Source organism: Anaerostipes sp. Marseille-Q3525 (assembly GCF_018223505.1).
In the GTDB taxonomy this organism is placed as follows: domain Bacteria; phylum Bacillota; class Clostridia; order Lachnospirales; family Lachnospiraceae; genus Anaerostipes; species Anaerostipes amylophilus.
The window spans coordinates 66,458-89,997 of sequence record NZ_JAGTTT010000001.1; the positions used below are offsets into that span (position 1 = coordinate 66,458).

Here is a 23,540-nt window from a genome sequence, read left to right on the forward strand (position 1 = left end):
AAGCATGAACTTAGTGAGAAAGCCGTTACCGAGACTCAATGAAGCCGAGCGAAAGCGAAAGCTGAATGCTTAGTCGAGTGTAACTACCTTATAAGATAGACATGAAACTATACGCAACAAAAGCGTGATATTAAATCAGATTTGAAAGGAGACTGACATGGGAATTAAATCATATAACCCATATACACCTTCTAGAAGACATATGACTGGACTTGATTTTGATGTTATTACAAAATCTACACCAGAAAAATCTCTGGTAGTTTCTTTAAAGAAGAACGCTGGTCGTAACAATCAGGGTAAAATTACTGTAAGACACCGCGGAGGTGGATCTAGAAGAAAATACAGACTTATTGACTTTAAGAGAAATGATAAAGATGGTATTCCAGCAACAGTTGCTGCAATCGAATACGATCCAAACAGAACAGCTAACATCGCTCTGTTAGTTTATGCAGACGGTGAAAAAAGATATATTATCGCTCCAAACAAATTAGCAGTTGGAACAACTGTTATGAATGGACCAGAAGCTGAAATCAAAGTAGGAAACTGCCTTCCATTGGCAAATATTCCGGTTGGTACAGAAATCCATAACATCGAGATGCATCCTGGAAAAGGTGGACAGTTAGTTCGTTCCGCAGGAAACTCAGCACAGTTAATGGCTAAAGAAGGAAAATATGCAACACTTCGTTTACCATCTGGCGAGATGAGAATGGTGCCTGTAGTATGCCGCGCTACTATTGGTCAGGTTGGAAACATCGAACATGATCTTGTGAACATTGGTAAAGCTGGACGTAAACGTAACATGGGAATCCGTCCTACAGTCCGTGGTTCTGTTATGAACCCTAATGACCATCCACACGGTGGTGGTGAAGGTAAGACTGGAATCGGTAGACCAGGACCATGCACACCATGGGGTAAACCAGCACTTGGATTGAAGACACGTAAGAAAAACAAACAATCTAACAAGATGATCGTAAGAAGAAGAGATGGTAAAACTGTTAAATAGTACAAGGAGGTAACTTATGGCTCGTTCACTTAAAAAAGGACCATTTGCAGATAAGAGTTTACTGAACAAAGTAGACGCTATGAACGAAGCAGGAGACAAGAGTGTTATTAAAACATGGTCTCGTCGTTCTACAATCTTCCCATCATTCGTAGGACACACAATCGCTGTTCATGATGGAAGAAAACATGTACCGGTATACGTTACAGAAGATATGGTTGGACACAAACTTGGAGAGTTTGTAGCAACAAGAACTTTCCGTGGACATAAGAAAACGGAAAAGAAAACCGGAATGAATTAATTAATTTTGGAAGGAGGTTCCATATAAATGGCAAAGAAATATAGCAGATCTCAGTACAAAAAAGAGAGAAATGCAAATAAAGATACTAGACCAAAAGCTACATTAAGAAACGCTAGAGTTTCTACAACAAAAGCAGCTTTTGTATTAGATGCGATCAGAGGAAAAGACGTAGAAACAGCACTTGGAATTTTACTTTACAATCCAAGATATGCTTCATCATTAATTGAAAAGTTATTAAAATCTGCAATCGCTAACGCAGAAAACAATAACGGAATGGACCCAGCAAACCTTTACGTTGCAGAATGTTATGCAAATAAAGGACCTACAATGAAGAGAATTAAACCTAGAGCACAGGGTAGAGCTTACAGAATCGAACATAGAATGAGCCACATTACAGTAGTGCTTGATGAAAGATAGATAGAAGGAGGCAAACATGGGACAGAAAGTTAATCCTCATGGTCTGAGAGTCGGAATTATTAAAGATTGGGATTCTAGATGGTATGCAGAAGACGCTTTTGCAGACAACCTTGTAGAAGACGACAAAATCAGAAAATATGTAAAGAAAAGATTATACAATGCTGGAATTTCTAAGATTGAAATCGAAAGAGCTTCCGACAGAGTAAAATTAATCGTATATACAGCAAAACCTGGAGTAGTAATCGGTAAAGGTGGATCTTCCATCGAAGAACTGAAAAAAGATCTTCAGAAAATGACAGACAAAAAATTACTGATCGATGTTAAAGAAGTAAAAAGACCAGACAAAGATGCTCAGTTAGTTGCAGAGAATATTGCACAGCAGCTTGAAAATCGTATTTCTTTCAGACGTGCAATGAAATCTTGCATGCAGCGTACAATGAGAGCTGGAGCTCTTGGAATCAAAACATCTGTATCCGGACGTTTAGGTGGAGCAGATATGGCACGTACAGAATTCTACAGCGAGGGAACAATTCCTCTACAGACACTTCGTGCTAACATTGATTATGGATTTGCAGAAGCAGATACAACATATGGTAAAGTCGGAGTTAAAACATGGATTTACCATGGTGAAGTACTTCCATCAAAAAAGGAAGGGGGAAATAAATAATGTTAATGCCAAAAAGAGTAAAACGTCGTAAACAGTTCCGTGGAAGCATGCGCGGAAAAGCATTACGCGGTAATAAGATCACTTACGGTGAGTATGGTATCGTAGCAACTGAGCCAGCATGGATCACAGCAAACCAGATCGAAGCAGCCCGTGTAGCTATGACTCGTTACATCAAACGTGGTGGTAAAGTTTGGATTAAAATTTTCCCTGACAAACCAGTAACAGCTCAGCCAGCTGAAACTCGAATGGGTAAAGGTAAAGGTAACTTAGAATATTGGGTAGCAGTTGTTAAACCAGGACGTGTAATGTTCGAAATTTCTGGTGTAAGCGAAGAAATTGCAAAAGAAGCATTACGTCTTGCAGTACACAAATTACCAATTAAGTGTAAGATTGTTTCTCGTGAAGCTTTAGAAGGCGGTGACAACAGTGAAAACTAGAGATTTTGTAAAAGAATTAAATAATAAGTCAGTAGACGAATTAAATAATGAGCTAGTAGCTGCGAAAAAGGAATTATTCAACTTAAGATTCCAGAATGCAACAAACCAACTTGAGAATACAAGCAGAATTAAAGAAGTTAGAAGAAATATTGCACGTATTCAGGGTGCAATTACAGCAAAAGCAAACGCTTAGTAATCATTTCGAAAGGAGGAATTTGTTGTGGAAAGAAATTTAAGAAAAACCCGTGTAGGGAAAGTCGTTAGTGATAAAATGGATAAAACAATCGTAGTTGCAATCGAAGACAACGTAAAACATCCTTTATATAAAAAGATCGTTAAAAGAACTTACAAATTAAAAGCTCATGACGAAAATAACGAATGTAACATTGGAGATAGAGTAAAGGTTATGGAAACAAGACCTCTTTCTAAAGATAAGAGATGGAGACTTGTTGAAATTATCGAAAGAGCAAAATAATTTTGCTTGGTTGGAAAGGAGAATAAAGGCATGATTCAGCAGGAGTCAAGACTTAGAGTAGCCGACAACACAGGAGCAAAAGAAATCCTTTGCATTCGTGTGTTAGGAGGATCTACAAGAAGATATGCTAACATCGGTGATGTTATCGTTGCTACAGTCAAAGATGCAACACCAGGCGGTGTTGTAAAAAAAGGTGACGTAGTAAGAGCAGTTGTTGTTCGTACAAAGAAAGGTGCCCGTCGTAAAGATGGTTCTTATATCAAATTTGACGAAAATGCTGCTGTAATTATTAAAGATGATATGAACCCAAAAGGAACTCGTATCTTCGGACCAGTGGCAAGAGAGCTTAGAGACAAGAAATTCATGAAGATTGTTTCATTAGCACCAGAAGTATTATAAGGAGGAAACACTGTGTCAGCAATTAAAATTAAAAAAGGCGATTTAGTTAAGATTATCGCTGGTAAAGATAAAGACAAAGAAGGAAAAGTAATTGCTGTTGATCATAAAAAAGGTACTGTAACAGTTGAAGGTGCCAACATGATCACAAAGCATACAAAACCAAGTCCTGCAAACCAGCAGGGTGGTATCGTAAGCCAGGAAGGCCCAATGGATGTTTCCAATGTAATGTTAGTGCACAATGGAAAAACAACAAAAATTGGATACAAAGTAGTTGACGGTAAAAAAGTTCGTGTTGCACGTGCAACAGGCGAAGTCATTGACTAATTAAGAGAGGAGGTTTACGCAAGTGAGTAGATTACATGAACAGTATAGCAATCAGATCAAAGATGCTATGATGAAGAAATTCGAATACAGCAATATTATGCAGGTACCAAAACTCGAGAAGATCGTAATCAACATGGGTGTTGGTGAAGCAAAAGAAAATAAAAAAGTTTTAGAATCTGCAGTAGCTGATCTTGAAAAGATCGCTGGACAGAAAGCAGTCGTAACAAGAGCAAAGAAATCTGTTGCGAACTTCAAATTAAGAGAAGGTATGCCTATCGGATGCAAAGTTACATTACGTGGTGAAAGAATGTATGAATTCGCTGATCGTTTAATTAACTTAGCATTACCTCGAGTACGTGACTTCAGAGGAGTTAACCAGAACTCTTTCGATGGAAGAGGTAACTATGCATTAGGTATTAAAGAACAGTTAATTTTCCCAGAAATCGAATACGATAAAGTAGACAAAGTAAGAGGTATGGACATCATCTTCGTTACAACAGCGAACACTGATGAAGAAGCTCGTGAATTATTAACTTTATTTGGTATGCCGTTTAAGAAATAGTTAGGAGGGTTCCCATGGCTAAGAAGTCAATGGTTGCAAAACAGAAAAGAAAAGCAAAATTCTCAACAAGAGAATACAGCCGTTGCAGAATCTGCGGACGTCCACATGCATATTTAAGAAAATATGGTATCTGCAGAGTTTGCTTCCGTGAATTAGCATATAAAGGACAGATTCCAGGTGTCAAAAAGGCAAGCTGGTAAGATTAAGGAAGGAGGAACACGAAAATGACAATGAGCGATCCTATTGCAGATATGCTTACAAGAATCCGTAATGCAAATACTGCGAAACATGATACAGTAGAAATTCCTGCTTCTAAGATGAAGACAGCGATTGCAGAAATCTTATTAAAAGAAGGTTTCATCAAAGCATATGACATCAAAGAAGAAGGTTCTTTCAGCACAATCGTAATCACATTAAAATATGGTGCTAACAAAAATGAAAAAATCATTACAGGACTTAAGAGAATCTCTAAACCAGGACTTAGAGTATACGCAGGAGCTGAAGAGCTTCCTAAAGTATTAGGAGGACTTGGTATTGCGATCATCTCTACAAACAAAGGACTGTTAACAGATAAAGAAGCAAGAAAACAGAACGTGGGTGGAGAAGTATTAGCATTTGTTTGGTAAGATTTACCTTACAAACACCGATATTCACAAATTCTGAAAACAGAAGGGACACCAACCCTGTCCCTTCCGACAATTTAAGGAGGTAACCTATGTCTCGTATAGGTAGATTACCAATCGCTATCCCTGCAGGAGTAGAGGTAAAGATTGAAGAAGGAAACAAAGTGACTGTAAAAGGTCCTAAAGGAACATTAGAAAAATGTTTACCAGTAGAAATGACAATCAAACAGGAAGATAATCAGGTTGTCGTAACAAGACCAAATGACTTAAAGAAAATGAAATCTTTACATGGTCTTACAAGATCTTTGATCGCAAACATGATCACAGGTGTATCTGAAGGATACGAAAAGAAGCTTGAAATCAACGGTGTTGGTTACAGAGCACAGAAAAAAGGAAAAGAAATCACTTTCAACCTTGGTTTCTCTCATCCGGTAGTTATGACTGATCCAGAAGGAATCGAAACAGAGATGGACGGACAGAACATTATTATCGTTAAAGGTATCGACAAAGAAAAAGTTGGACAGTACGCAGCTGAAATCAGAAGTCTTAGAAAACCAGAACCTTACAAAGGTAAAGGTATTAAGTATGCTGATGAAGTTATCAGACGTAAAGTTGGAAAAACTGGGGCTAAATAAAGGAGTGATATAGGATGATTAGAAAAGAATCAAGAAGCAAGATTCGTGCGAAAAAACACTACAAGCTTCGTAATCGAATCAATGGAACAAGCGAAAGACCTCGCTTAAGTGTATTTAGAAGTAATGATCATATGTACGCTCAGATTATTGACGACACTGTTGGAAATACATTAGTATCTGCTTCAACAACTCAGAAAGACGTAAAGGCAGAACTGGAAAAAACAAATGATGTTGCCGCAGCTAGCTACTTAGGTAAAGTAATCGCTGAAAGAGCTTTAGCAAAAGGTATCACAGAAGTTGTCTTTGACAGAGGCGGATTTATTTATCATGGTAAAATTGAAGCATTAGCAGATGCAGCTCGTGAAGCTGGTCTGAAATTCTAATAGGAGGAAGTCAAATGAAGCATACACTTATTGACCCTAGTCAGTTAGAGCTGGAAGAAAGAGTTGTATCCATCAAACGTGTTACTAAAGTAGTAAAAGGTGGACGTAACATGAGATTTGCAGCACTGGTTGTAGTAGGGGATAAAAATGGTCATGTTGGTGCTGGATTAGGAAAAGCAGCTGAAATTCCAGAAGCTATCCGCAAAGGAAAAGAAGCAGCTATGAAGAGCCTTGTTGAAGTACCAATCGATGAAAAAGGAACAACACCACACGACTTTACAGGAAACTTCGGTGGAGCATCTGTATTATTAAAAACATCTCCAGAAGGTACTGGTATCATCGCTGGTGGACCTTCCCGTATCGTTCTGGAACTTGCAGGATATAAAAACATCCGTTCAAAATCTTTAGGTTCTAACAACAAACAGAATGTTGTATTAGCAACAATCGAAGGATTAAAGAACTTAAAAACTCCAGAGCAGGTAGCAAAACTACGTGGAAAATCAGTAGAAGAGCTCTTAGGATAGGAGGAATTTTGAAATGGCAGATAAATTAAAAATTACATTAGTAAAATCTACAATTGGTGCAATTCCAAAGCACAAAAAAACTGTTGAAGCATTAGGTCTTAAAAAACTTCACAAAACAGTTGAGCTGCCTGATAACGCAGCAACACGCGGAATGATTCACCAGGTGAAACATTTAGTTAAAGTAGAAGAAATCTAATAATATTCGGCAAGGAGGTGTAACGGAATGGAATTATCAAACTTACGCCCTGCAGAAGGATCTAAGCACAGCGACGCTTTCAGAAGAGGTCGTGGACATGGTTCAGGAAATGGAAAAACTGCAGGTAAAGGACATAAAGGACAGAAAGCTCGTTCAGGTGGTGGAGTAAGACCTGGATTCGAAGGTGGACAGATGCCTTTATACAGACGTCTTCCTAAGAGAGGTTTCAAATGCAGAAACTCTAAGGAAATCGTTGGTATCAACCTTTCAGCTTTAGAAAGATTTGAAGACGGAGCAGAAGTATCTGTAGAAGCTTTAATCGAAGCAGGAATCGTTAAAAATCCTAGAGATGGAGTTAAAATCTTAGGAAACGGTGAATTAACAAAGAAATTAAATGTAAAAGCAAATGCGTTTAGTGCTAGTGCTAAGGAGAAAATCGAAGCACTTGGAGGAAAAGCTGAGGTGATCTAGTATGTCAAACGCTGTTGTCAGCGCTTTTAAAAACAAGCAATTAAGAAAGAAGCTATTATTTACGACACTAATTCTTATTGTTGTACGTTTTGGATCACAATTACCAATTCCGGAGATAGATAGTGCACAGATCAGTGCCTACTTAAAGAGTACATTAGGTGATTCGTTCAACCTTTTGAACTCTTTTACCGGAGGCTCCTTCATGCAGATGTCAGTATTTGCATTAAGTGTAACACCGTATATCACATCTTCCATCATCATGCAGCTGATGACGATCGTTATTCCAGCGCTTGAAGAGATGCAGAAAGATGGAGAAGACGGAAGAAAAAGAATGGCAAAGATTACAAGATATGTAACGGTTGTACTCGCAGTGATTGAGGGTGCTGGTCTTGCGATCGGATTTGCCAATCAAGGTGCATTAGGCACCAATTATACAACGTTTACCATTTTTACAATGATCATTGCTTTAACCGCAGGTGCAGTTCTGGTTATGTGGCTTGGAGAACGTATCACAGAGAGTGGAATTGGAAATGGTATTTCCATTATCCTGCTCGTAAACATTGTATCCGGAATGCCGGGAGACTTTACTTCTCTTTATAATCAGTTTATGAAGGGAAAACAGATCGGACCAGCTCTGATCGCAGGATGTGTGATCGTAGGAGTTGTTCTGGCAGTTGTCGTATTCGTTGTCATTTTATCTGATGCGGAAAGACATATCCCAGTACAGTATTCTAAGAAGATGCAGGGAAGAAAACTGGTTGGCGGACAGCAGAGTAATATTCCACTGAAAGTCAATACAGCAGGTGTAATCCCAATCATCTTTGCATCATCCATTATGCAGTTCCCAATCATGCTGCAGAATGTCTTAAAATACGAAAATAACGGATTCATTGGAAAAGCATTAACAAGTTTGAACTCATCTACCTGGTTTGATGCATCCCATCCGAAGAGATCAATCGGTTTATTGATCTACATTGTTTTAGTAATACTGTTTGCTTATTTTTATACATCGATTACATTTAATCCATTAGAGATTTCAAACAATATGAAGAAACAGGGTGGATTTATCCCAGGAATCCGACCGGGAAAACCTACAGTAGATTATTTGAATAAAATATTAAAATATATTATATTTATAGGTGCTGCAGGACTGACAATCGTGGCAGTCGTTCCATTCTTCTTTAACGGAGTATTTGGAGCAAGCGTTTCATTTGGAGGAACATCCATCATCATCGTCGTTGGAGTTATCCTTGAAACGATCAAACAGATCCAGTCACAGTTGTTAGTACAGAATTATTCTGGTTTTTTAAGTGAGTAACTATAAGAAAAGCTGTAGTTTTGTGCTACAGCTTTTTGTGCTTTTATTAGATGTTTTTATAAAAGCACAAAAAAACGATTGTATGGTAACAAGGTGAAATGAAAGAAAGACAAGAAGGAGGATTTGTCATGAAAATTATTATGTTAGGAGCTCCAGGTGCTGGAAAAGGTACTCAGGCAAAACAGATTGCACAGGCGTACGATATTCCACACATCTCAACAGGTGATATTTTCAGAGCAAACATTAAAGAAGGAACAGAACTTGGAAAGAAAGCACAGGAATACATGGACAAAGGTCTGTTAGTACCAGATGAACTTGTATGTGATCTTGTTGTTGATCGTATCCACAAAGATGACTGTGAAAAAGGTTATATTTTAGATGGATTCCCAAGAACAATTCCACAAGCAAATGCATTAGATGAAGCACTTGCAAAAGACGGAGAAAAGATTGAATATGCAATTGATATCGAAGTTCCAGATGAAAATATCATCAACAGAATGTCTGGAAGAAGATCTTGTAAAGACTGTGGAGCAATCTTCCATGTTCAGTATAATCCTCCAAAGAAAGAAAACTGTTGTGACGTGTGTGGTGGAGAATTAGTTCTTCGCGATGACGACAAAGCAGAAACTGTAAAAAAACGTCTGGACGTTTATCATGAACAGACAGCTCCATTGATCGCACATTATAAAGAAGCAGGAAGCTTACATGAGATTGATGGAACACAGGATATCAAAGTTGTTTTTGAAGAAATCAAATCTATTTTAGGATAAGAGGCAGACCATGGCAGTTACGATCAAATCAAAAAAAGAAATCGAACTTATGCGGGAAGCTGGAAAAATGTTAGAAGAGGTTCACAATAAGCTAGCTGATTTCATAAAACCAGGAATCTCTACATTAGAGATTGACCAGTTTGGAGAAAAAGCGATCAGAGATCTTGGATGTGTACCAAACTTTTTAAACTATAATGGATATCCGGCATCCATCTGTGTATCTGTCAATGACGAAGTCGTACATGGTATTCCAAGAAAAGACCGGATTTTACAGGATGGAGATATTGTAAGTCTGGATGCAGGGCTGATCCATGAAGGATATCATTCCGATGCAGCAAGAACGCATGCTGTTGGAAATATTTCCGAAGAAGCAAAGAGACTTATTGAAGTTACAAAACAAAGTTTCTTTGAAGGAATCAAACTTGCAGTTCCAGGAAATCATTTGTTTGACATATCTGAAGCAATTCAGAAATATGTAGAAAGTAATGGATATTCCGTAGTCAGAGATTTGGTGGGACATGGAATTGGAACACATCTTCATGAAGACCCACAGATTCCGAACTTCAAACAAAGAAGAAAAGGAATGAAATTAAGACCGGGAATGACACTTGCCATTGAACCAATGGTAAATGAAGGTAGTTATGATGTCGTCTGGCTAGATGATGACTGGACAGTTGTTACAGAAGATGGAAGTCTGGCGGCACATTATGAAAACACGATCGTCATCACAGAAGATGGTTGTGAAATATTGACTTTGTCTGAATAGGAGGAGTAAAATGGCAAAATCAGAAGCAATTGAAGTAGAAGGAGTAGTGTTAGAGAAGTTACCAAACGCTATGTTCAAAGTAGAAATCGAAGGTGGACACGTAATTTTAGCTCACATTAGTGGAAAGCTTAGAATGAACTACATCAAGATTTTACCAGGTGACAAAGTAACATTGGCATTATCACCATATGATTTATCAAAAGGAAGAATTATCTGGAGAGACAAATAAATTTAGAAAAAAGTCTTGAAATATTCAGAATATGATGATATAATCATACCCGAACGTTTTTTGAAAGGAGATATTCAAGTGAAGGTTAGAGCATCTGTAAAACCAATTTGCGAAAAATGCAAGGTTATCAAGAGAAAAGGATCTGTCAGAGTAATCTGTGAGAATCCAAAACACAAACAGAGACAGGGATAATTACGACGTTCGATAAGAATATCGCAATAACCCTTGGTTTGTTGTGTATTCACCTATTTACTGCAAGAACAGTTTAGAGGTGTATTTTGTGATGTGTAGAGATACACACGCATAATTTAGGCGGCTGCAGTGTGAGTACAGGTACGCTCATACTGATTATTTATAGATAGAAAGATAATTTGAGGAAGAGACATATATATCATTTCACCGTACTGCGGATATATGGATTGCCCTTAATAGACAAGTAATTATTTATTTTGGAGGAAAGAAAAACATGGCTCGTATTTCAGGTGTTGATTTACCAAGAGAAAAGCGTGTAGAGATTGGTCTTACTTATATTTATGGAATCGGTCTTTCAAGCGCAAAACGTATTTTGGCAGAGGCAAATGTTGATCCTGATACTCGTGTACGCGACTTAACTGATGATGAAGTTAAAAGAATCAGTGCAGTCATCAATGATACACAGGTTGTAGAAGGTGATTTAAGAAGAGAAATCGCTCTTAACATTAAGAGATTAAAAGAAATTGGATGCTACAGAGGAAAACGTCATAGACAGGGACTTCCTTGCCGTGGACAGAAAACAAAAACAAACGCAAGAACACGTAAAGGTCCTAAGAAAACAGTAGCTAACAAGAAGAAATAATAAACACTAGATTTGTAGTGTTATGACACACCCGGCTGTATGGACAGTCCGGAATAGCATAAGATTTGCAGTATCGGCAATCTTTTTGGAATTGAAATGAAGAAAGAAAGGTATACGTAATTATGGCTAAAGTTACAAAGAAAAGTGCAAAAAAACGTGTAAAGAAGAATGTACAGCACGGACAGGCACATATTCAGTCATCTTTTAATAATACAATCGTTACATTAACAGATGCACAGGGAAATGCTCTTTCTTGGGCAAGTGCAGGTGGATTAGGATTCAGAGGATCCAAAAAATCTACACCATATGCAGCTCAGATGGCAGCTGAAACTGCAACAAAAGCAGCATTAGTGCATGGATTAAAATCAGTAGATGTAATGGTTAAAGGTCCAGGATCAGGAAGAGAAGCAGCAATCCGTGCTTTATCAGCAGCAGGATTAGAAGTTACAAGCATCAGCGATGTAACACCTGTTCCACATAATGGATGTCGCCCACCAAAACGTAGAAGAGTCTAATTATAGGAGGATAATTAAAGATGGCAGTAGATAGAACTCCAGTCTTAAAGAGATGCAGATCCTTAGGTTTAGATCCTGTCTTTTTAGGAATTGATAAAAAATCAAACAGAAGTTTAAATAGATCAAACAGAAAGAAAAGTGAATACGGACTTCAGCTTTGCGAAAAACAGAAAGCTAAATTCATCTATGGTGTATTAGAAAAACCTTTCCGTAACTACTATGCAAAAGCAGAAAGAATGAAAGGTCAGACTGGTACAAACCTGATGACATTATTAGAGCTTCGTTTAGATAACGTATTATTCCGTTTAGGATACGGAAGAACAAGAAAAGAATGCAGACAGATCGTTGACCATAAACATGTATTAGTTAATGGAAAACAGGTTAACATTCCTTCTTACCAGGTAAAAGCTGGGGACGTTATCGAAATTAAAGAAAAACACAGAACATCTCCAAGATACAAAGAGATCTTAGAAGTAACAGAAGGAAGAATGATCCCTTCATGGTTAGAAGCAGATCATGATAACTTTACAGGAACTGTAAAAGAACTTCCATCTAGAGATGAAATCGACGTACCAGTTAACGAAACATTAATCGTCGAGTTATATTCTAAATAATAACCCTCAAGTTAAACCTAAGCCAAAAGGAGGGCACGTATGTTTGAATTTGAAAAACCAAATATTGAGATTAATGAGATTTCAGAAGATAACCGTTTTGGACGCTTTGTTGTGGAACCTTTGGAAAGAGGTTATGGTACAACTTTAGGAAATTCCTTAAGACGTATCATGCTTTCTTCTCTGCCAGGTGCAGCAGTAAGTTCAGTAAAGATCAAAGGTGTTCTGCATGAATTCAGTTCCATCCCGGGAGTTAAGGAAGATGTACCTGAGATCATCATGAATATCAAATCTCTGGCAATTAAAAACAACAGCTCATCCGCTGAAACAAAGCAGGCTTATATCGAGTTTTCAGGAAAGGGTGTAGTAACTGCCGGAGATATTAAAGCGGACAGTGATATCGAAATCTTAAATCCAGAGCTTGTGATCGCAACATTAAGTGATGACAACAGCAAACTGGATATGGAGCTTACAATCACAAACGGACGCGGATATGTAGGCGCAGACAAAGCAGACAAAGAAGGAAAAGCAATCGATGAGATCGCTGTTGATGCAATTTACACACCAGTAGAACGTGTAAACTTAAAAGTTGAGAATACTCGTGTAGGTCAGATCACAGATTATGACAAATTAACATTAGATGTATTCACAAACGGAACATTAACACCAGATGAGTCTGTAAGTTTAGCAGCGAAAGTATTATGCGAGCACTTAAACTTATTCGTTGATCTTTCTGAGAATGCCAAGACAGCAGAAGTCATGGTAGAAAAAGAAGACGACGAAAAAGAAAAAGTTCTTGAAATGAGCATTGACGAATTAGAATTATCAGTTCGTTCTTACAACTGCTTAAAGAGAGCTGGCATCAATACAGTAGAAGAATTAACAAATAAAACTTCTGAAGATATGATGAAAGTTCGTAACTTAGGACGTAAATCATTAGAAGAAGTTTTAGCTAAATTAAGTGAATTAGGATTATCCCTAAGTTCAGGAGAAGAATAGAAACCAAGACCCGCCTAGGCTGAAGGAATAAGTAAGCAAGGCGAAAAAACACAGGAGGTCATTATAATGGCAAAATATAGAAAATTAGGAAGATCAGCTTCCCAGAGAAAAGCACTGATCCGTGCAGAAGTAACAAATCTGTTACATCATGGAAAAATCATTACAACTGAAGCAAAAGCAAAAGAAATCCGCAAGGTAGCTGAAAAACTTATCGCTTTAGCTGTAAGAGAAAAAGACAACTTTGAAACAGTTACAGTTGACGCTAAAGTTGCTAAAAAAGATGAAAACGGAAAACGCGTGAAAGAAGTTGTAGATGGTAAGAAAGTTACTGTTTATGAAACAGTTCAGAAAGAAATCAAAAAAGATTTACCATCCCGCTTACATGCAAGAAGACAGATGTTAAAGGTATTATATCCTGTAACAGAAGTTCCTACAGCAGCAGCTGGTAAGAAAGCTAATACAAAGAAAGTTGATTTAACAGCTAAGTTATTCGACGAGTATGCACCAAAATATGCAGAACGTAACGGTGGTTACACAAGAATCGTTAAGATTGCTCAGCGTAAAGGTGATGCAGCATTAAAAGTAGTACTTGAATTAGTTTAATCAACAGTTCAGTACTGACTATATTATTTAAATTCCAAATCGACAACAACAACAAAGAGGTCTTATCTCGGAACCACCGGGATAAGACTTTTCTTTATTCTATAGGAAAATCCTAGGGAATCGCTTATGAAATCTTGCGTCCGCTTCCAAGGTATACTATACTAACATTATTATGGCTTGAAATAGGTTTAAGAAATAAAAGCCAAAAATCAGATTGGAGGATATTTATGTCCATACTAAAAATCAAAGACTTAGTTCACAAATATGTGACTTATGGAGATACAGAAGAAGACAAACAAGAGATTGCAGCGATCGATCATATTGATATCAATGTCGAGAAGGGGGAATTTGTAGCAATCCTTGGAAAGAATGGTTCTGGTAAATCATCTCTTGCAAAACACATCAACGGATTGTTAATGCCAACAGAAGGAGCAGTCTATATTAAAGGGATGGATACAAAAGATGAAAGTACACTTTTAAATGTCAGACAAAGTGCAGGAATCGTCTTTCAGAATCCAGATAATCAGATCGTAGGAACGACTGTCGAAGAAGATACAGCCTTTGGTCCAGAGAATCTTGGAGTCGAACCAAAAGATATCTGGACAAGGATTACAGCAGCTTTGACAGGCGTAGGAATGATGGCCTACAAAGAAGCAAGTCCCAATCACCTCTCAGGAGGACAGAAGCAAAGAGTAGCGATCGCAGGAATCATGGCAATGGAACCAGAATGTATCGTATTAGATGAACCCACAGCCATGTTAGACCCAGAAGGCCGCAGACATGTTTTATCACTTGTCAAAGCATTGAATAAAGAAAAGAATATCACGATTCTTATGGTAACTCATCATATGGAAGAAGTAATCTTAGCCGACCGCATCATTGTGATGGATCAGGGTAAGATTGTTATGGATGGAAAACCAAAAGAAATCTTTTCAAGAGTCGATGAGATGAAAGCGTTAGGTCTGGAAGTTCCATACGCAACTGAACTTGCATGGGAACTCAAAAAAGAAGGTGTCAACTTGTCGGATACGATCACAACAAAGGAAGAGCTGGTGGAAGAATTATGTCAATTCGTTTAGAACATGTAAGTTACGCATATGAAGATAATTCCAGTAAGAAGAATTATGCATTAAAAGATGTAAATTTAGAAATAAAAAAAGAAGAATTTATCGCAGTGATCGGCCATACAGGCTCTGGAAAGTCAACACTGATCCAGCATCTCAATGGTCTGATCCGCCCAACATCAGGAAAGATTTATTTTGATGATGAAGATATCTATGCAGATGGATATCCATTACGGGAACTTCGAGGGAAAGTTGGAATCTGCTTCCAGTATCCAGAACATCAGTTGTTTGAGACAACAATTTTGGATGATGTATGTTTTGGACCAATGAACTTTGGTAAGACAAAAGAAGAAGCCAAAGAAATAGCTATTAAATGTTTAAAAGATGTCGGATTACCAGAAAAATTATATGAGAAATCTCCATTTGAGTTATCAGGTGGGCAGAAACGAAGAGTAGCGATCGCAGGAATTCTTGCAATGGAACCAGAATACTTTATTCTTGATGAGCCAACTGCAGGATTAGATCCAGTCGGAAAAGATCAGATATTAAATCTCTTAAAGAAACTTCATGAAGAAAAGAAGATCACGATCATCTTAGTCTCTCATAGCATGGAGGATGTTGCAGATTATGCACAGAGAGTTATTGTTATGAATCATGGTCAGGTCATGTATGAAGGAGATAAAAAAGAAGTATTTTCTCATAAGAAAGAATTGGAAGCGGCAGGACTTGCTGTACCATTTTATCGTCAGGTATGCGAAGAACTTGCAGACAGAGGTTTTCCAATTCAAAGAGACTTACTGACATTAGAAGAAACAAAAGACGCGATCATACAAGGATTAAAGGAACTGAGAGGAAAATAAAATGCTCAAAGATATAACAATTGGACAATACTATAAAGAAGACTCTCTGATCCACAGATTAGATCCGAGAGTGAAATTATTTGCAGTCTTGATCTATGTCATTACATTATTTATGCATAAATCACCTGCAACTTATGTGATGTCACTGTTATTTTTAGTTTTAACGATCAAGATATCAAAAGTACCAGTAAAATATATTTTAAGAGGACTCAAAGCAATTGCAGTGATCTTGTTGTTCTCTGTGATGATCAATATGCTATTTATTCCAGGAAAGCCAGTGATCCAGTTTTGGATCATATCCATTTCTGCGGAAGGAATCAGGACAACGATCTATCTAGGAAGTCGTCTGATCATGTTAGTTTTAGGAACATCCTTACTGACATTTACAACAACACCAAATGAGCTGACAGACGGATTGGACAAATCCTTAGGATTTTTAAATAAGATCGGAGTGCCAGTTCACGAGATTGCAATGATGATGTCAATTGCCTTAAGATTTATTCCAATTTTGACTGAGGAATTAGAAAAGATCATGAAAGCCCAGACAGCCAGGGGAATTGATTTTGAATCTGGAGGACTTTTAAAACGAGTGAAAAGTATGGTACCGATCATCGTACCTCTGTTTGTTGCGGCAATCCGAAGAGCCAATGACCTTGCGATGGCAATGGAATCTCGTTGTTATCATGGCGGAGTTGGAAGAACCAAATTAAAACCATTAAAATATGAAAAAAGAGATAAAATGGCATACATTTTCCTATTTGCATTTTTAGCAGTGATGATCTATTTATCTTTTTTTAGTCCATGGAGGTAAGACACGATGAAACGAGTGAAATTAGTCGTAGCCTACGATGGAACAAATTATTGCGGATGGCAGGTACAGCCAAATGAGATTACGATCGAAGGTGTTTTAAATAAGCATATTTCAGAACTTACAGGAGAAGATATCAAAGTCATCGGAGCCAGCAGAACCGATTCTGGAGTACATGCCCTTGGAAATGTAGCAGTATTCGATACAGAAAGTCGTATTCCAGGAGAGAAGATGGCAAAAGCATTAAATGCAAGACTTCCAGAAGATATCATCATTCAGGGTTCCAAAGAAGTGCCACTAGATTACCATCCAAGATTTCAGGATACAAGAAAGACATACGAATATACATTTTATAATGCAAGATACGACAATCCTGTAACGAGTCGCCACCATCATTTTGTATATGTACCACTTGATGTAGAGAAAATGAAAAAGGCAGCTTCTTATTTTTTAGGAGAACATTGTTTTATCAGCATGTGCAGCAGCAAGGCCCAGGTTACATCCTATGTAAGAGAAATCTACGAATGTAATGTCACACAAAATGGCAGATATATCACCATGAGGGTCACAGGAAGCGGTTTTCTCTATAATATGGTACGATTAATGGCAGGAACACTTTTAGAGGTCGGAAGAGGTAAAAAAGAGCCAGAATGGGTCAAAGAAATCTTAGCATCCAAAGAAAGAGTCACACCAGGACCAAAACTTCCAGCCAAAGGACTGACATTAATTCAGATTGAATATCCGGAGGACAGAGCGAATGCAGAATAGCTTTATCATTTTTCAGAAATTATTAGTGCTGTTTGGGTTTATGTTCATTGGATATTTAAGTTACAAAAAAGAATGGATCACAAACCACACAGAATCACAATTATCAGGACTGGTACTTAATATATTTAATCCAGCTCTGATCATTTCAGGGGTCGTTGGATCTTCTGAAAATGGGAATTGGACAATGGTGCTTATAAATCTGCTTCTTGCAGTTATCTTATTTGCAATATTGATCTTCATTAGTCCATTGTTTGTGAGAATTCTAAGAATACCAAAGAATGAAAGAAATATTTATTCCGTGATGCTGATCTTTTCAAATCTTGGATTTATGGGAATCCCGATCATAGAAGAATTATATGGAAAAGGTGCGATCATTTATGTTGTACTGTATTCTTTTGTTTACAGCATTATTTTCTATTCATATGGAATTTATCTGTTTGAGAAAGAGAAGGCATTGCAGACAGGGGAAAAAGCAAAGATCAAGTTTGAATGGAAAAAGATGATCAATCCAGGGATTGCAGCGAGCTTGATTGCAATGGTTATTTTCCTATTTCAGATCAAGGTGCCGGCACCAGCAGTAAGTTTCGTGGATTATCTTGGAAATTCATGTATTCCATTGTCTATGATCCTGACAGGAGTATCGGTAGCAAAACTTCCATTGATAGAAGTTTTCAAGGATAAGAAAATGTATTTCTTTACATTTTTAAAGATGTTGGTGATTCCAATCATTGCAGCAGTTTTGATCAGAAACTTTCATCTTGATCCAGTACTTTCAGGAATCATGGTATTAATGTTTGGAATGCCGAATGGAAGTATGGCGGTAATGATGTCGATCGATTATGGTTTAGACAGTTCAATCTGTAGTCGAGGAATCGTACTGACAACACTGTTATCAATCATAACGCTGCCGATTGTGGCATATTTGATATAAAAAATAAGATTTATCAACACAATTTCAACATAAACAGGCATAATATACCCATATATTGTGGACAGAATATAAAAATACAGACCATCTTGTGGATAACATCAAAAAATTATCAAAAACAACGAGAAAAAATCTTGACACACCCGGCACTGTATTATATAATAAGAAACTGTGACATGAGAGAGAATACTACCCCAATGCCCCGGTGGGAGTATTTAATATAGACACATATGATTGATAGAAATTTTAAGGAGGAACACCATGAAAAGTTTTATGGCCAGCCCATCAACAATTGAAAGAGAATGGTATGTAGTTGATGCTACAGGACATACATTAGGACGTTTAGCATCTGAGATCGCAACAATCTTAAGAGGAAAAAACAAACCAACTTATACACCACATATCGACACAGGAGATAACGTGATCGTTATCAACGCTGAAAAGATCAAAGTAACTGGTAAGAAATTAGACCAGAAGATCTACTATCATCATTCAGACTATGTTGGTGGAATGAAAGAACAGACATTAAAAGAAAAATTAGCTAAGAAACCTGAAGACGTAATCTATCTTGCAGTTAAAGGAATGCTTCCAAAAGGACCTTTAGGAAGACAGATGATTAAGAAACTTCACGTATATGCAGGTGCAGAGCACAATCATGCAGCTCAGCAGCCAAAAGCATTAGAGATCAAGTATTAATTTTTGAAGGAGGAAGAAGCAGTGGCTACAGCAAAATATTACGGAACTGGTAGAAGAAAACACAGTGTTGCCAGAGTATATTTAGTACCTGGAACAGGAAAAATCACAATCAACAAAAGAGATATCGATGAATATCTTGGATTAGAAACATTAAAAGTAGTTGTACGTCAGCCATTAGTTGCAACAGATACAATTGACAAATATGATGTATTAGTAAACGTTCATGGTGGTGGATTTACAGGACAGGCTGGAGCAATCCGTCATGGTATTTCCAGAGCTTTATTACAGGTTGATGGAGAATTCCGTTCAACATTAAAGAAAGCTGGATTCTTAACAAGAGACCCAAGAATGAAAGAAAGAAAGAAACCAGGTCTTCGCAAAGCACGTCGTGCACCACAGTTCTCAAAACGTTAATCATACGTTACGGAAGATACAAAGAATATACAGAGCCTTTCAGTGGAGAAATTTACTGGAAGGCTTTTCTTTTTGTATTCAAAAATGCTACAATAAAAAGAGCAAAGTATGAATGAAAGAAGAGGAACGTATGAAAAAAAGAATCAAAAAGACACTTTCCATGATTCTTTCCATTGCTATGGTCATTACAATATTTAGTGGATGTCATGGAAAGAAAGTAAATGCAGCAGTAAAAACGCAATGCACAACCTACGAAGGAAGTAATGTTGGATCGCAGAATTATTCCAGATGGAGCAGTTCTATGAAGTCATACCTGACAGCATTGGACGATGGTTCATTTATGAGGGTACAGTATGGAAGTAAGATTAATGGATTATTAGTTGAGTATTATGACAAAGATTTTAATCTGACAGGAACTAAGATTATAGGTAAGGAATTACCAGTTTTTGGTGGATTTTATGCAACAAAAGATAATTATTATGTCGTAACAGGAGAGAATAACACAGACGAAGACAATACAAAAGAAGTATATCGAATTACAAAATACAATAAACACTGGAACAAGATAACATCAACAGGATTAACAAACTGCAATACAACAAAACCATTTAATGCAGGATCATGTAGAATAGATGTTTCAGGAAATTATATGATCATTCATACATGTCATGAAATGTACAAAAGTGATGACGGATATAACCATCAGGCAAATGTTACGATTCAAGTAGATATTGATAAGATGAAGATCACAGATTCTTATACAGGAGTTATGAATTCATCTTATGGATATGTAAGCCATTCTTTTAATCAGTTTGTAAAGATCGAGGACGGACACATCATAACATTAGATCATGGAGATGCATATCCAAGAGCGTTTGCGATTTTAAAATATCAAACAGACATTAATAACGAAAAATTTACACCATCATGGGGAAGTCTCTGCACAGAAATCCCAGTGCTGCAATTTGAGGGAAACACTGGAAATAATACAACAGGAGCCAGTGTTGGAGGCTTTGAGCTGGCTGATGATCACTATCTTGCAGCAGCAAATACAGTCGTTCAGGACAGCCGTTTTAGCAGTTATAAAACAAGAAATGTATTCGTGGCAGCAGTCGATAAGAGTACATCAGATGTCAAGGTTAATTATCTGACAAACTATGCAGAAGGTGAAGAAACAACAACAACGCCTCAATTAGTAAAAATTTCAGGAACCAGATTTATGGTTTTATGGACCAGAGGGGATCAAGTATACTACACAATGGTTGATAATAATGGAGAAAAAGTCGAAAATATCCATCATTTTAAAGGAAATCTGTCAGATTGCCAACCTGTTGTTTCAGGAAACAAAATAGTATGGTATACATGGAACAATGGAGATATTAATTTCTATGATATCAAAACAACTGATTTATCAGTAAACCATATAACAGAGATTCATAATGGACATCAGTATGCCTATGATCCAGATTCTGACACAGATGATACGATCACATTCCGCTGTACAGCATGTGATGCCCAAAAGATAGAAAAGAAAATTGTATTAGATCAAGTGTATTGGAGAAACAGTGAGGCAACCGATGATTCTTATTGGTGGTATGAAAGAGGATGGAAACAGAAGACAGGAACAATGATGACGTCTTTGATCAAATACGCAACAACAAGTTCTGATGCAAGTGCAGAAACAAATACAGAACTAGAAGTTACTTCTACCGATAAAAGTGTAATATCTGTTGAAAAAGCAAAAGGAATTAATATAAAATTGGTTGCTAACAAGGCTGGAACCTCAACAGTAACAGTCAGACCAAAATATAACCCAGCAAGTGCAAAAACATATAAGATTACAGTATATGACCCACTACAGATTAATAAATTTGAGGCAGATACCAATGATCCTAAAATAGGAGAAAAGGTAAATCTGTCAGTTGAAGCACAAAATGGGTCAGGGGATTTACAATATAAATTTTATGAAGAAAATGAAGACGGAGATCAGACAAAGATTCAGGACTATTCCACAAAATCAACCTGCGAATGGACACCAAAAGCTCTTGGAAAATGCACACTTTATGTAGAAGTCAAAGATTCCGAAGGAAATATTAAGAAAAAATCATTGGAAAATGTTACAGTAACTAAGAAACAGGCAAAGGTCAAAGACATTGAAAAAACATACTGTTATCTAGCTGGGGCAAAAGAAGAGAAGATCAATCTAAAAGATTATCTTCCTTCCGATATTTCCAATACATCTTATGAAGCAAAGATAACAAATGTATCTAATGAAATTGTGACAGAAGCACAGAAAACAGATGCAAGCTATAGCTATAATGTAAGCAAAAATGGAAATATTGGTAATCAGGCAGAGATTGAATTTACAATCCACAGCAATAATTATGAAGATATTACATTTAAAGTTCATATAACATTAACTGATAGAATCACAGTAACTCCAAAAGAAGGCACAGAACCTGCAATTGAAGGAAGTAATGAACTATATTATGGACAAACAATTTCTGAATTAAAATTAAATACAAAAAAAGCAAAGTTTGTAATACCAGACGGAACAGAAGTATCTGGAATATTAAAATTTAACACTCCAGATGAGATGCCAGAAGTTGGTACCAAAACAGTAGAATATACATTTACACCGGATGAGGAACAATATAAATCATACATAGGAAACATAGCAATCAATGTAACCAAACAGACTCCAAAATTAGAAGGTGTGAGATTGGATGGAAGTATCTATGATTCACAAAAGACATTTAAGGAGATTGCTATTGATACAGGTGTTGCTTCCGTAATGATCAAAGGTAAATACCAGCCAATTTATGGAACATGGAAGATTGTTAATGAAGATCAACTGATACCATTGGGAGAATATAAATCAACTGTTCAATTTACACCTAATGATACAGCACATTATACAACACAGACAGTAGAAGCAGATGGAAGAACCAGAATTTCACTTCTAGTAGATAAAACGGAAGTAATGACAGGAGATTCGATTTCACTTTCAGTAAATCCAAGTGATGAAAATCTGCAGTATCAATTTTATGCAATTGATAATAATGGCAAAAAAGAGATTATCAGAGATTATACAAAAGATGCAGATTACACATGGAAGCCTTCTAATGCGGGAACTTATATAATTTATGTAACTGCAAAGGATACAGCAGGAAATACAGCAAGAGATAGTTGGGAAGGAATTAAGGTTACCAAAAAGGAAGAAGAAAAACCACCAGTCAAAGATCCAAAACCAACTACCAGCAGTAAGCCAACAACAGTACAGAAACCAGCTACGAATACTGGAATCAAGGTAAATCAGACAGCAACGATTAATGGAATTACCTATAAAGTTACAAAAGTAGTAAATACTAAAAATGCGCAGGTGATGATCAAGAGCTTGAATAAAAAGAAATCATCCATCGTGATTCCAGATTATGTCACAGTAAAAAGAGTAAAATGTAAAGTTGTATCTATCAATAAGAAAGCTTTGTACAAAGGCACAAAACTAAAGAAACTTACGATAGGAAAGAATGTACAGACGATAGAAGATAATGCATTTAATGGATGTAAGAATTTAAAATCCATTACGATCAAATCCACAGTTCTTAAGAAAATAGGAAAGAATGCAATCAAGGGAATCTATAAGAAAGCTGTGATCAAAGTGCCAAAGAAGCAGTATAATAAATATAAAAAGTTATTTACATCAAAGACGGGATTTAAGAAACCAATGAAATTAAAAAATAATCAACCAGGGGATATATGATAATTATTATCATATATCCCCATTGATTTTTTCAGACAAATCTAGTATGATAAATATCAGTTAGACAACACTAACTAAAACGTGAATGAATCATGTGGACTCCTCGATTGAGATCGACACCTGCAACAAAACGATCTCAAACTGGAAGCTTACCCTTCTTCCAGCGAGGAGTACTGCTA

General features: G+C 36.9%; 35 protein-coding genes. All 35 read left to right on the forward strand.

Features of this window, described 5'->3' with window-relative positions; genetic code table 11:
• Positions 1-157: 157 nt before the first annotated feature.
• The 35 genes from rplB to KE503_RS00500 all read left to right on the forward strand — a co-directional run bounded on the left by rplB (position 158) and on the right by KE503_RS00500 (position 23,361).
• Positions 158-1,003, forward strand: coding sequence for a 50S ribosomal protein L2 (rplB, locus tag KE503_RS00330; RefSeq protein WP_015530291.1), 846 nt, complete (start codon positions 158-160; stop codon positions 1,001-1,003).
• 16 nt (positions 1,004-1,019) lie between these two features.
• Positions 1,020-1,301, forward strand: coding sequence for a 30S ribosomal protein S19 (rpsS, locus tag KE503_RS00335; protein WP_055197627.1), 282 nt, complete (start codon positions 1,020-1,022; stop codon positions 1,299-1,301).
• Positions 1,302-1,328: 27 nt separating this feature from the next.
• On the forward strand, positions 1,329-1,718 hold the full coding sequence (gene rplV, locus KE503_RS00340) for a 50S ribosomal protein L22 (protein ID WP_055197626.1): 390 nt from the start codon (positions 1,329-1,331) through the stop codon (positions 1,716-1,718).
• Between the two features lie 16 nt (positions 1,719-1,734).
• On the forward strand, positions 1,735-2,385 hold the full coding sequence (gene rpsC / locus KE503_RS00345) for a 30S ribosomal protein S3 (protein WP_055197624.1): 651 nt from the start codon (positions 1,735-1,737) through the stop codon (positions 2,383-2,385).
• Entirely contained in the window at positions 2,385-2,822 is a 438-nt protein-coding gene (gene rplP / locus KE503_RS00350) for a 50S ribosomal protein L16 (RefSeq protein WP_008393397.1), read from the forward strand. Before rpsC ends, rplP begins: the two co-directional genes overlap by 1 nt.
• Positions 2,812-3,015 carry a 50S ribosomal protein L29 gene (gene rpmC / locus KE503_RS00355; protein ID WP_055197622.1) on the forward strand — a complete coding sequence of 68 codons (204 nt, stop codon included), beginning with the start codon at positions 2,812-2,814 and terminating at the stop codon, positions 3,013-3,015. The genes rplP and rpmC overlap by 11 nt, the downstream gene beginning before the upstream one ends.
• 27 nt (positions 3,016-3,042) lie before the next feature.
• A complete protein-coding gene (gene rpsQ, locus KE503_RS00360) occupies positions 3,043-3,297 on the forward strand; it encodes a 30S ribosomal protein S17 (protein ID WP_055197619.1) in 255 nt (84 codons plus the stop codon).
• Positions 3,298-3,327: 30 nt separating this feature from the next.
• The gene (gene rplN / locus KE503_RS00365) at positions 3,328-3,696 is read left to right on the forward strand and encodes a 50S ribosomal protein L14 (RefSeq protein ID WP_055197618.1); all 369 of its coding nucleotides are present in this window, start codon (positions 3,328-3,330) and stop codon (positions 3,694-3,696) included.
• A gap of 12 nt (positions 3,697-3,708) precedes the next feature.
• On the forward strand, positions 3,709-4,020 hold the full coding sequence (gene rplX / locus KE503_RS00370; RefSeq protein ID WP_055197616.1) for a 50S ribosomal protein L24: 312 nt from the start codon (positions 3,709-3,711) through the stop codon (positions 4,018-4,020).
• A 22-nt stretch (positions 4,021-4,042) separates the two neighbouring features.
• Entirely contained in the window at positions 4,043-4,582 is a 540-nt protein-coding gene (gene rplE / locus KE503_RS00375) for a 50S ribosomal protein L5 (protein WP_008393391.1), read from the forward strand.
• A 14-nt stretch (positions 4,583-4,596) separates the two neighbouring features.
• Positions 4,597-4,782: a type Z 30S ribosomal protein S14 gene (locus KE503_RS00380; protein WP_008393389.1), complete on the forward strand. Its 186-nt coding sequence runs from the start codon at positions 4,597-4,599 to the stop codon at positions 4,780-4,782.
• 24 nt (positions 4,783-4,806) lie between these two features.
• Positions 4,807-5,208 carry a 30S ribosomal protein S8 gene (gene rpsH, locus KE503_RS00385; protein ID WP_055197614.1) on the forward strand — a complete coding sequence of 134 codons (402 nt, stop codon included), beginning with the start codon at positions 4,807-4,809 and terminating at the stop codon, positions 5,206-5,208.
• Between the two features lie 89 nt (positions 5,209-5,297).
• Positions 5,298-5,840, forward strand: a complete 543-nt coding sequence (gene rplF, locus KE503_RS00390; protein ID WP_055197612.1) for a 50S ribosomal protein L6 — start codon at positions 5,298-5,300, stop codon at positions 5,838-5,840.
• A gap of 14 nt (positions 5,841-5,854) precedes the next feature.
• On the forward strand, positions 5,855-6,223 hold the full coding sequence (gene rplR / locus KE503_RS00395) for a 50S ribosomal protein L18 (protein WP_008393386.1): 369 nt from the start codon (positions 5,855-5,857) through the stop codon (positions 6,221-6,223).
• A 14-nt stretch (positions 6,224-6,237) separates the two neighbouring features.
• Entirely contained in the window at positions 6,238-6,747 is a 510-nt protein-coding gene (rpsE, locus tag KE503_RS00400; protein WP_008393385.1) for a 30S ribosomal protein S5, read from the forward strand.
• 13 nt (positions 6,748-6,760) lie between these two features.
• Positions 6,761-6,943, forward strand: coding sequence for a 50S ribosomal protein L30 (gene rpmD / locus KE503_RS00405; RefSeq protein ID WP_008393384.1), 183 nt, complete (start codon positions 6,761-6,763; stop codon positions 6,941-6,943).
• 27 nt (positions 6,944-6,970) lie between these two features.
• A complete protein-coding gene (gene rplO, locus KE503_RS00410) occupies positions 6,971-7,414 on the forward strand; it encodes a 50S ribosomal protein L15 (protein WP_055197608.1) in 444 nt (147 codons plus the stop codon).
• Position 7,415: 1 nt separating this feature from the next.
• Complete coding sequence (gene secY, locus KE503_RS00415; RefSeq protein ID WP_055197606.1) at positions 7,416-8,732, forward strand: preprotein translocase subunit SecY; 1,317 nt, start codon at positions 7,416-7,418, stop codon at positions 8,730-8,732.
• A 128-nt stretch (positions 8,733-8,860) separates the two neighbouring features.
• Positions 8,861-9,502: an adenylate kinase gene (locus tag KE503_RS00420; RefSeq protein WP_055197604.1), complete on the forward strand. Its 642-nt coding sequence runs from the start codon at positions 8,861-8,863 to the stop codon at positions 9,500-9,502.
• A 10-nt stretch (positions 9,503-9,512) separates the two neighbouring features.
• Positions 9,513-10,268, forward strand: coding sequence for a type I methionyl aminopeptidase (map, locus tag KE503_RS00425; protein ID WP_117944465.1), 756 nt, complete (start codon positions 9,513-9,515; stop codon positions 10,266-10,268).
• Positions 10,269-10,278: 10 nt separating this feature from the next.
• Complete coding sequence (infA, locus tag KE503_RS00430; RefSeq protein ID WP_008393377.1) at positions 10,279-10,497, forward strand: translation initiation factor IF-1; 219 nt, start codon at positions 10,279-10,281, stop codon at positions 10,495-10,497.
• 78 nt (positions 10,498-10,575) lie between these two features.
• Positions 10,576-10,689 (forward strand): 50S ribosomal protein L36, encoded by a 114-nt coding sequence (gene rpmJ, locus KE503_RS00435; protein ID WP_009203726.1) that lies wholly within the window; start codon positions 10,576-10,578, stop codon positions 10,687-10,689.
• A gap of 274 nt (positions 10,690-10,963) precedes the next feature.
• Positions 10,964-11,332, forward strand: a complete 369-nt coding sequence (gene rpsM, locus KE503_RS00440) for a 30S ribosomal protein S13 (protein WP_008393376.1) — start codon at positions 10,964-10,966, stop codon at positions 11,330-11,332.
• Positions 11,333-11,454: 122 nt separating this feature from the next.
• Complete coding sequence (gene rpsK, locus KE503_RS00445; RefSeq protein WP_008393375.1) at positions 11,455-11,847, forward strand: 30S ribosomal protein S11; 393 nt, start codon at positions 11,455-11,457, stop codon at positions 11,845-11,847.
• A gap of 20 nt (positions 11,848-11,867) precedes the next feature.
• Entirely contained in the window at positions 11,868-12,461 is a 594-nt protein-coding gene (gene rpsD, locus KE503_RS00450; RefSeq protein WP_055197600.1) for a 30S ribosomal protein S4, read from the forward strand.
• Positions 12,462-12,500: 39 nt separating this feature from the next.
• Positions 12,501-13,457, forward strand: a complete 957-nt coding sequence (locus tag KE503_RS00455; RefSeq protein ID WP_212384253.1) for a DNA-directed RNA polymerase subunit alpha — start codon at positions 12,501-12,503, stop codon at positions 13,455-13,457.
• A 66-nt stretch (positions 13,458-13,523) separates the two neighbouring features.
• Positions 13,524-14,060: a bL17 family ribosomal protein gene (locus KE503_RS00460; protein WP_055197599.1), complete on the forward strand. Its 537-nt coding sequence runs from the start codon at positions 13,524-13,526 to the stop codon at positions 14,058-14,060.
• A gap of 227 nt (positions 14,061-14,287) precedes the next feature.
• Entirely contained in the window at positions 14,288-15,139 is an 852-nt protein-coding gene (locus tag KE503_RS00465; RefSeq protein WP_022374216.1) for an energy-coupling factor transporter ATPase, read from the forward strand.
• Positions 15,124-15,984 carry an energy-coupling factor transporter ATPase gene (locus KE503_RS00470; protein WP_117944463.1) on the forward strand — a complete coding sequence of 287 codons (861 nt, stop codon included), beginning with the start codon at positions 15,124-15,126 and terminating at the stop codon, positions 15,982-15,984. Before KE503_RS00465 ends, KE503_RS00470 begins: the two co-directional genes overlap by 16 nt.
• 1 nt (position 15,985) lies before the next feature.
• On the forward strand, positions 15,986-16,795 hold the full coding sequence (locus tag KE503_RS00475) for an energy-coupling factor transporter transmembrane component T family protein (protein WP_055197595.1): 810 nt from the start codon (positions 15,986-15,988) through the stop codon (positions 16,793-16,795).
• Between the two features lie 6 nt (positions 16,796-16,801).
• Entirely contained in the window at positions 16,802-17,560 is a 759-nt protein-coding gene (truA, locus tag KE503_RS00480) for a tRNA pseudouridine(38-40) synthase TruA (protein ID WP_055197593.1), read from the forward strand.
• The gene (locus tag KE503_RS00485) at positions 17,550-18,491 is read left to right on the forward strand and encodes an AEC family transporter (protein ID WP_022374212.1); all 942 of its coding nucleotides are present in this window, start codon (positions 17,550-17,552) and stop codon (positions 18,489-18,491) included. Before truA ends, KE503_RS00485 begins: the two co-directional genes overlap by 11 nt.
• Before the next feature lie 258 nt (positions 18,492-18,749).
• A complete protein-coding gene (gene rplM, locus KE503_RS00490; protein WP_008393360.1) occupies positions 18,750-19,184 on the forward strand; it encodes a 50S ribosomal protein L13 in 435 nt (144 codons plus the stop codon).
• A 21-nt stretch (positions 19,185-19,205) separates the two neighbouring features.
• A complete protein-coding gene (rpsI, locus tag KE503_RS00495; protein ID WP_022091912.1) occupies positions 19,206-19,598 on the forward strand; it encodes a 30S ribosomal protein S9 in 393 nt (130 codons plus the stop codon).
• Positions 19,599-19,728: 130 nt separating this feature from the next.
• Positions 19,729-23,361, forward strand: coding sequence for a leucine-rich repeat protein (locus KE503_RS00500; protein WP_212384254.1), 3,633 nt, complete (start codon positions 19,729-19,731; stop codon positions 23,359-23,361).
• The last annotated feature ends 179 nt before the right edge of the window (positions 23,362-23,540 follow it).

Excerpts from the sequence above, each read along its gene's own strand:
- rpmD (WP_008393384.1), top strand. The coding sequence starts at position 6,761 with ATGGCAGATAAATTAAAAATTACATTAGTAAAATCTACAATTGGTGCA.
- rpsC (WP_055197624.1), top strand. The coding sequence starts at position 1,735 with ATGGGACAGAAAGTTAATCCTCATGGTCTGAGAGTCGGAATTATTAAA.
- rpsK (WP_008393375.1), top strand. The coding sequence starts at position 11,455 with ATGGCTAAAGTTACAAAGAAAAGTGCAAAAAAACGTGTAAAGAAGAAT.
- rplM (WP_008393360.1), top strand. The coding sequence starts at position 18,750 with ATGAAAAGTTTTATGGCCAGCCCATCAACAATTGAAAGAGAATGGTAT.
- KE503_RS00475 (WP_055197595.1), top strand. The coding sequence starts at position 15,986 with ATGCTCAAAGATATAACAATTGGACAATACTATAAAGAAGACTCTCTG.
- rpsS (WP_055197627.1), top strand. The coding sequence starts at position 1,020 with ATGGCTCGTTCACTTAAAAAAGGACCATTTGCAGATAAGAGTTTACTG.
- secY (WP_055197606.1), top strand. The coding sequence starts at position 7,416 with ATGTCAAACGCTGTTGTCAGCGCTTTTAAAAACAAGCAATTAAGAAAG.
- rplV (WP_055197626.1), top strand. The coding sequence starts at position 1,329 with ATGGCAAAGAAATATAGCAGATCTCAGTACAAAAAAGAGAGAAATGCA.
- truA (WP_055197593.1), top strand. The coding sequence starts at position 16,802 with ATGAAACGAGTGAAATTAGTCGTAGCCTACGATGGAACAAATTATTGC.
- map (WP_117944465.1), top strand. The coding sequence starts at position 9,513 with ATGGCAGTTACGATCAAATCAAAAAAAGAAATCGAACTTATGCGGGAA.
- KE503_RS00500 (WP_212384254.1), top strand. The coding sequence starts at position 19,729 with ATGAAAAAAAGAATCAAAAAGACACTTTCCATGATTCTTTCCATTGCT.
- KE503_RS00470 (WP_117944463.1), top strand. The coding sequence starts at position 15,124 with ATGTCAATTCGTTTAGAACATGTAAGTTACGCATATGAAGATAATTCC.
- rplP (WP_008393397.1), top strand. The coding sequence starts at position 2,385 with ATGTTAATGCCAAAAAGAGTAAAACGTCGTAAACAGTTCCGTGGAAGC.
- KE503_RS00455 (WP_212384253.1), top strand. The coding sequence starts at position 12,501 with ATGTTTGAATTTGAAAAACCAAATATTGAGATTAATGAGATTTCAGAA.
- infA (WP_008393377.1), top strand. The coding sequence starts at position 10,279 with ATGGCAAAATCAGAAGCAATTGAAGTAGAAGGAGTAGTGTTAGAGAAG.
- rpsE (WP_008393385.1), top strand. The coding sequence starts at position 6,238 with ATGAAGCATACACTTATTGACCCTAGTCAGTTAGAGCTGGAAGAAAGA.
- rplR (WP_008393386.1), top strand. The coding sequence starts at position 5,855 with ATGATTAGAAAAGAATCAAGAAGCAAGATTCGTGCGAAAAAACACTAC.
- KE503_RS00460 (WP_055197599.1), top strand. The coding sequence starts at position 13,524 with ATGGCAAAATATAGAAAATTAGGAAGATCAGCTTCCCAGAGAAAAGCA.
- rplF (WP_055197612.1), top strand. The coding sequence starts at position 5,298 with ATGTCTCGTATAGGTAGATTACCAATCGCTATCCCTGCAGGAGTAGAG.
- rpsD (WP_055197600.1), top strand. The coding sequence starts at position 11,868 with ATGGCAGTAGATAGAACTCCAGTCTTAAAGAGATGCAGATCCTTAGGT.
- rpsM (WP_008393376.1), top strand. The coding sequence starts at position 10,964 with ATGGCTCGTATTTCAGGTGTTGATTTACCAAGAGAAAAGCGTGTAGAG.
- rplN (WP_055197618.1), top strand. The coding sequence starts at position 3,328 with ATGATTCAGCAGGAGTCAAGACTTAGAGTAGCCGACAACACAGGAGCA.
- KE503_RS00420 (WP_055197604.1), top strand. The coding sequence starts at position 8,861 with ATGAAAATTATTATGTTAGGAGCTCCAGGTGCTGGAAAAGGTACTCAG.
- rplO (WP_055197608.1), top strand. The coding sequence starts at position 6,971 with ATGGAATTATCAAACTTACGCCCTGCAGAAGGATCTAAGCACAGCGAC.
- KE503_RS00380 (WP_008393389.1), top strand. The coding sequence starts at position 4,597 with ATGGCTAAGAAGTCAATGGTTGCAAAACAGAAAAGAAAAGCAAAATTC.
- KE503_RS00485 (WP_022374212.1), top strand. The coding sequence starts at position 17,550 with ATGCAGAATAGCTTTATCATTTTTCAGAAATTATTAGTGCTGTTTGGG.
- KE503_RS00465 (WP_022374216.1), top strand. The coding sequence starts at position 14,288 with ATGTCCATACTAAAAATCAAAGACTTAGTTCACAAATATGTGACTTAT.
- rplB (WP_015530291.1), top strand. The coding sequence starts at position 158 with ATGGGAATTAAATCATATAACCCATATACACCTTCTAGAAGACATATG.
- rpsH (WP_055197614.1), top strand. The coding sequence starts at position 4,807 with ATGACAATGAGCGATCCTATTGCAGATATGCTTACAAGAATCCGTAAT.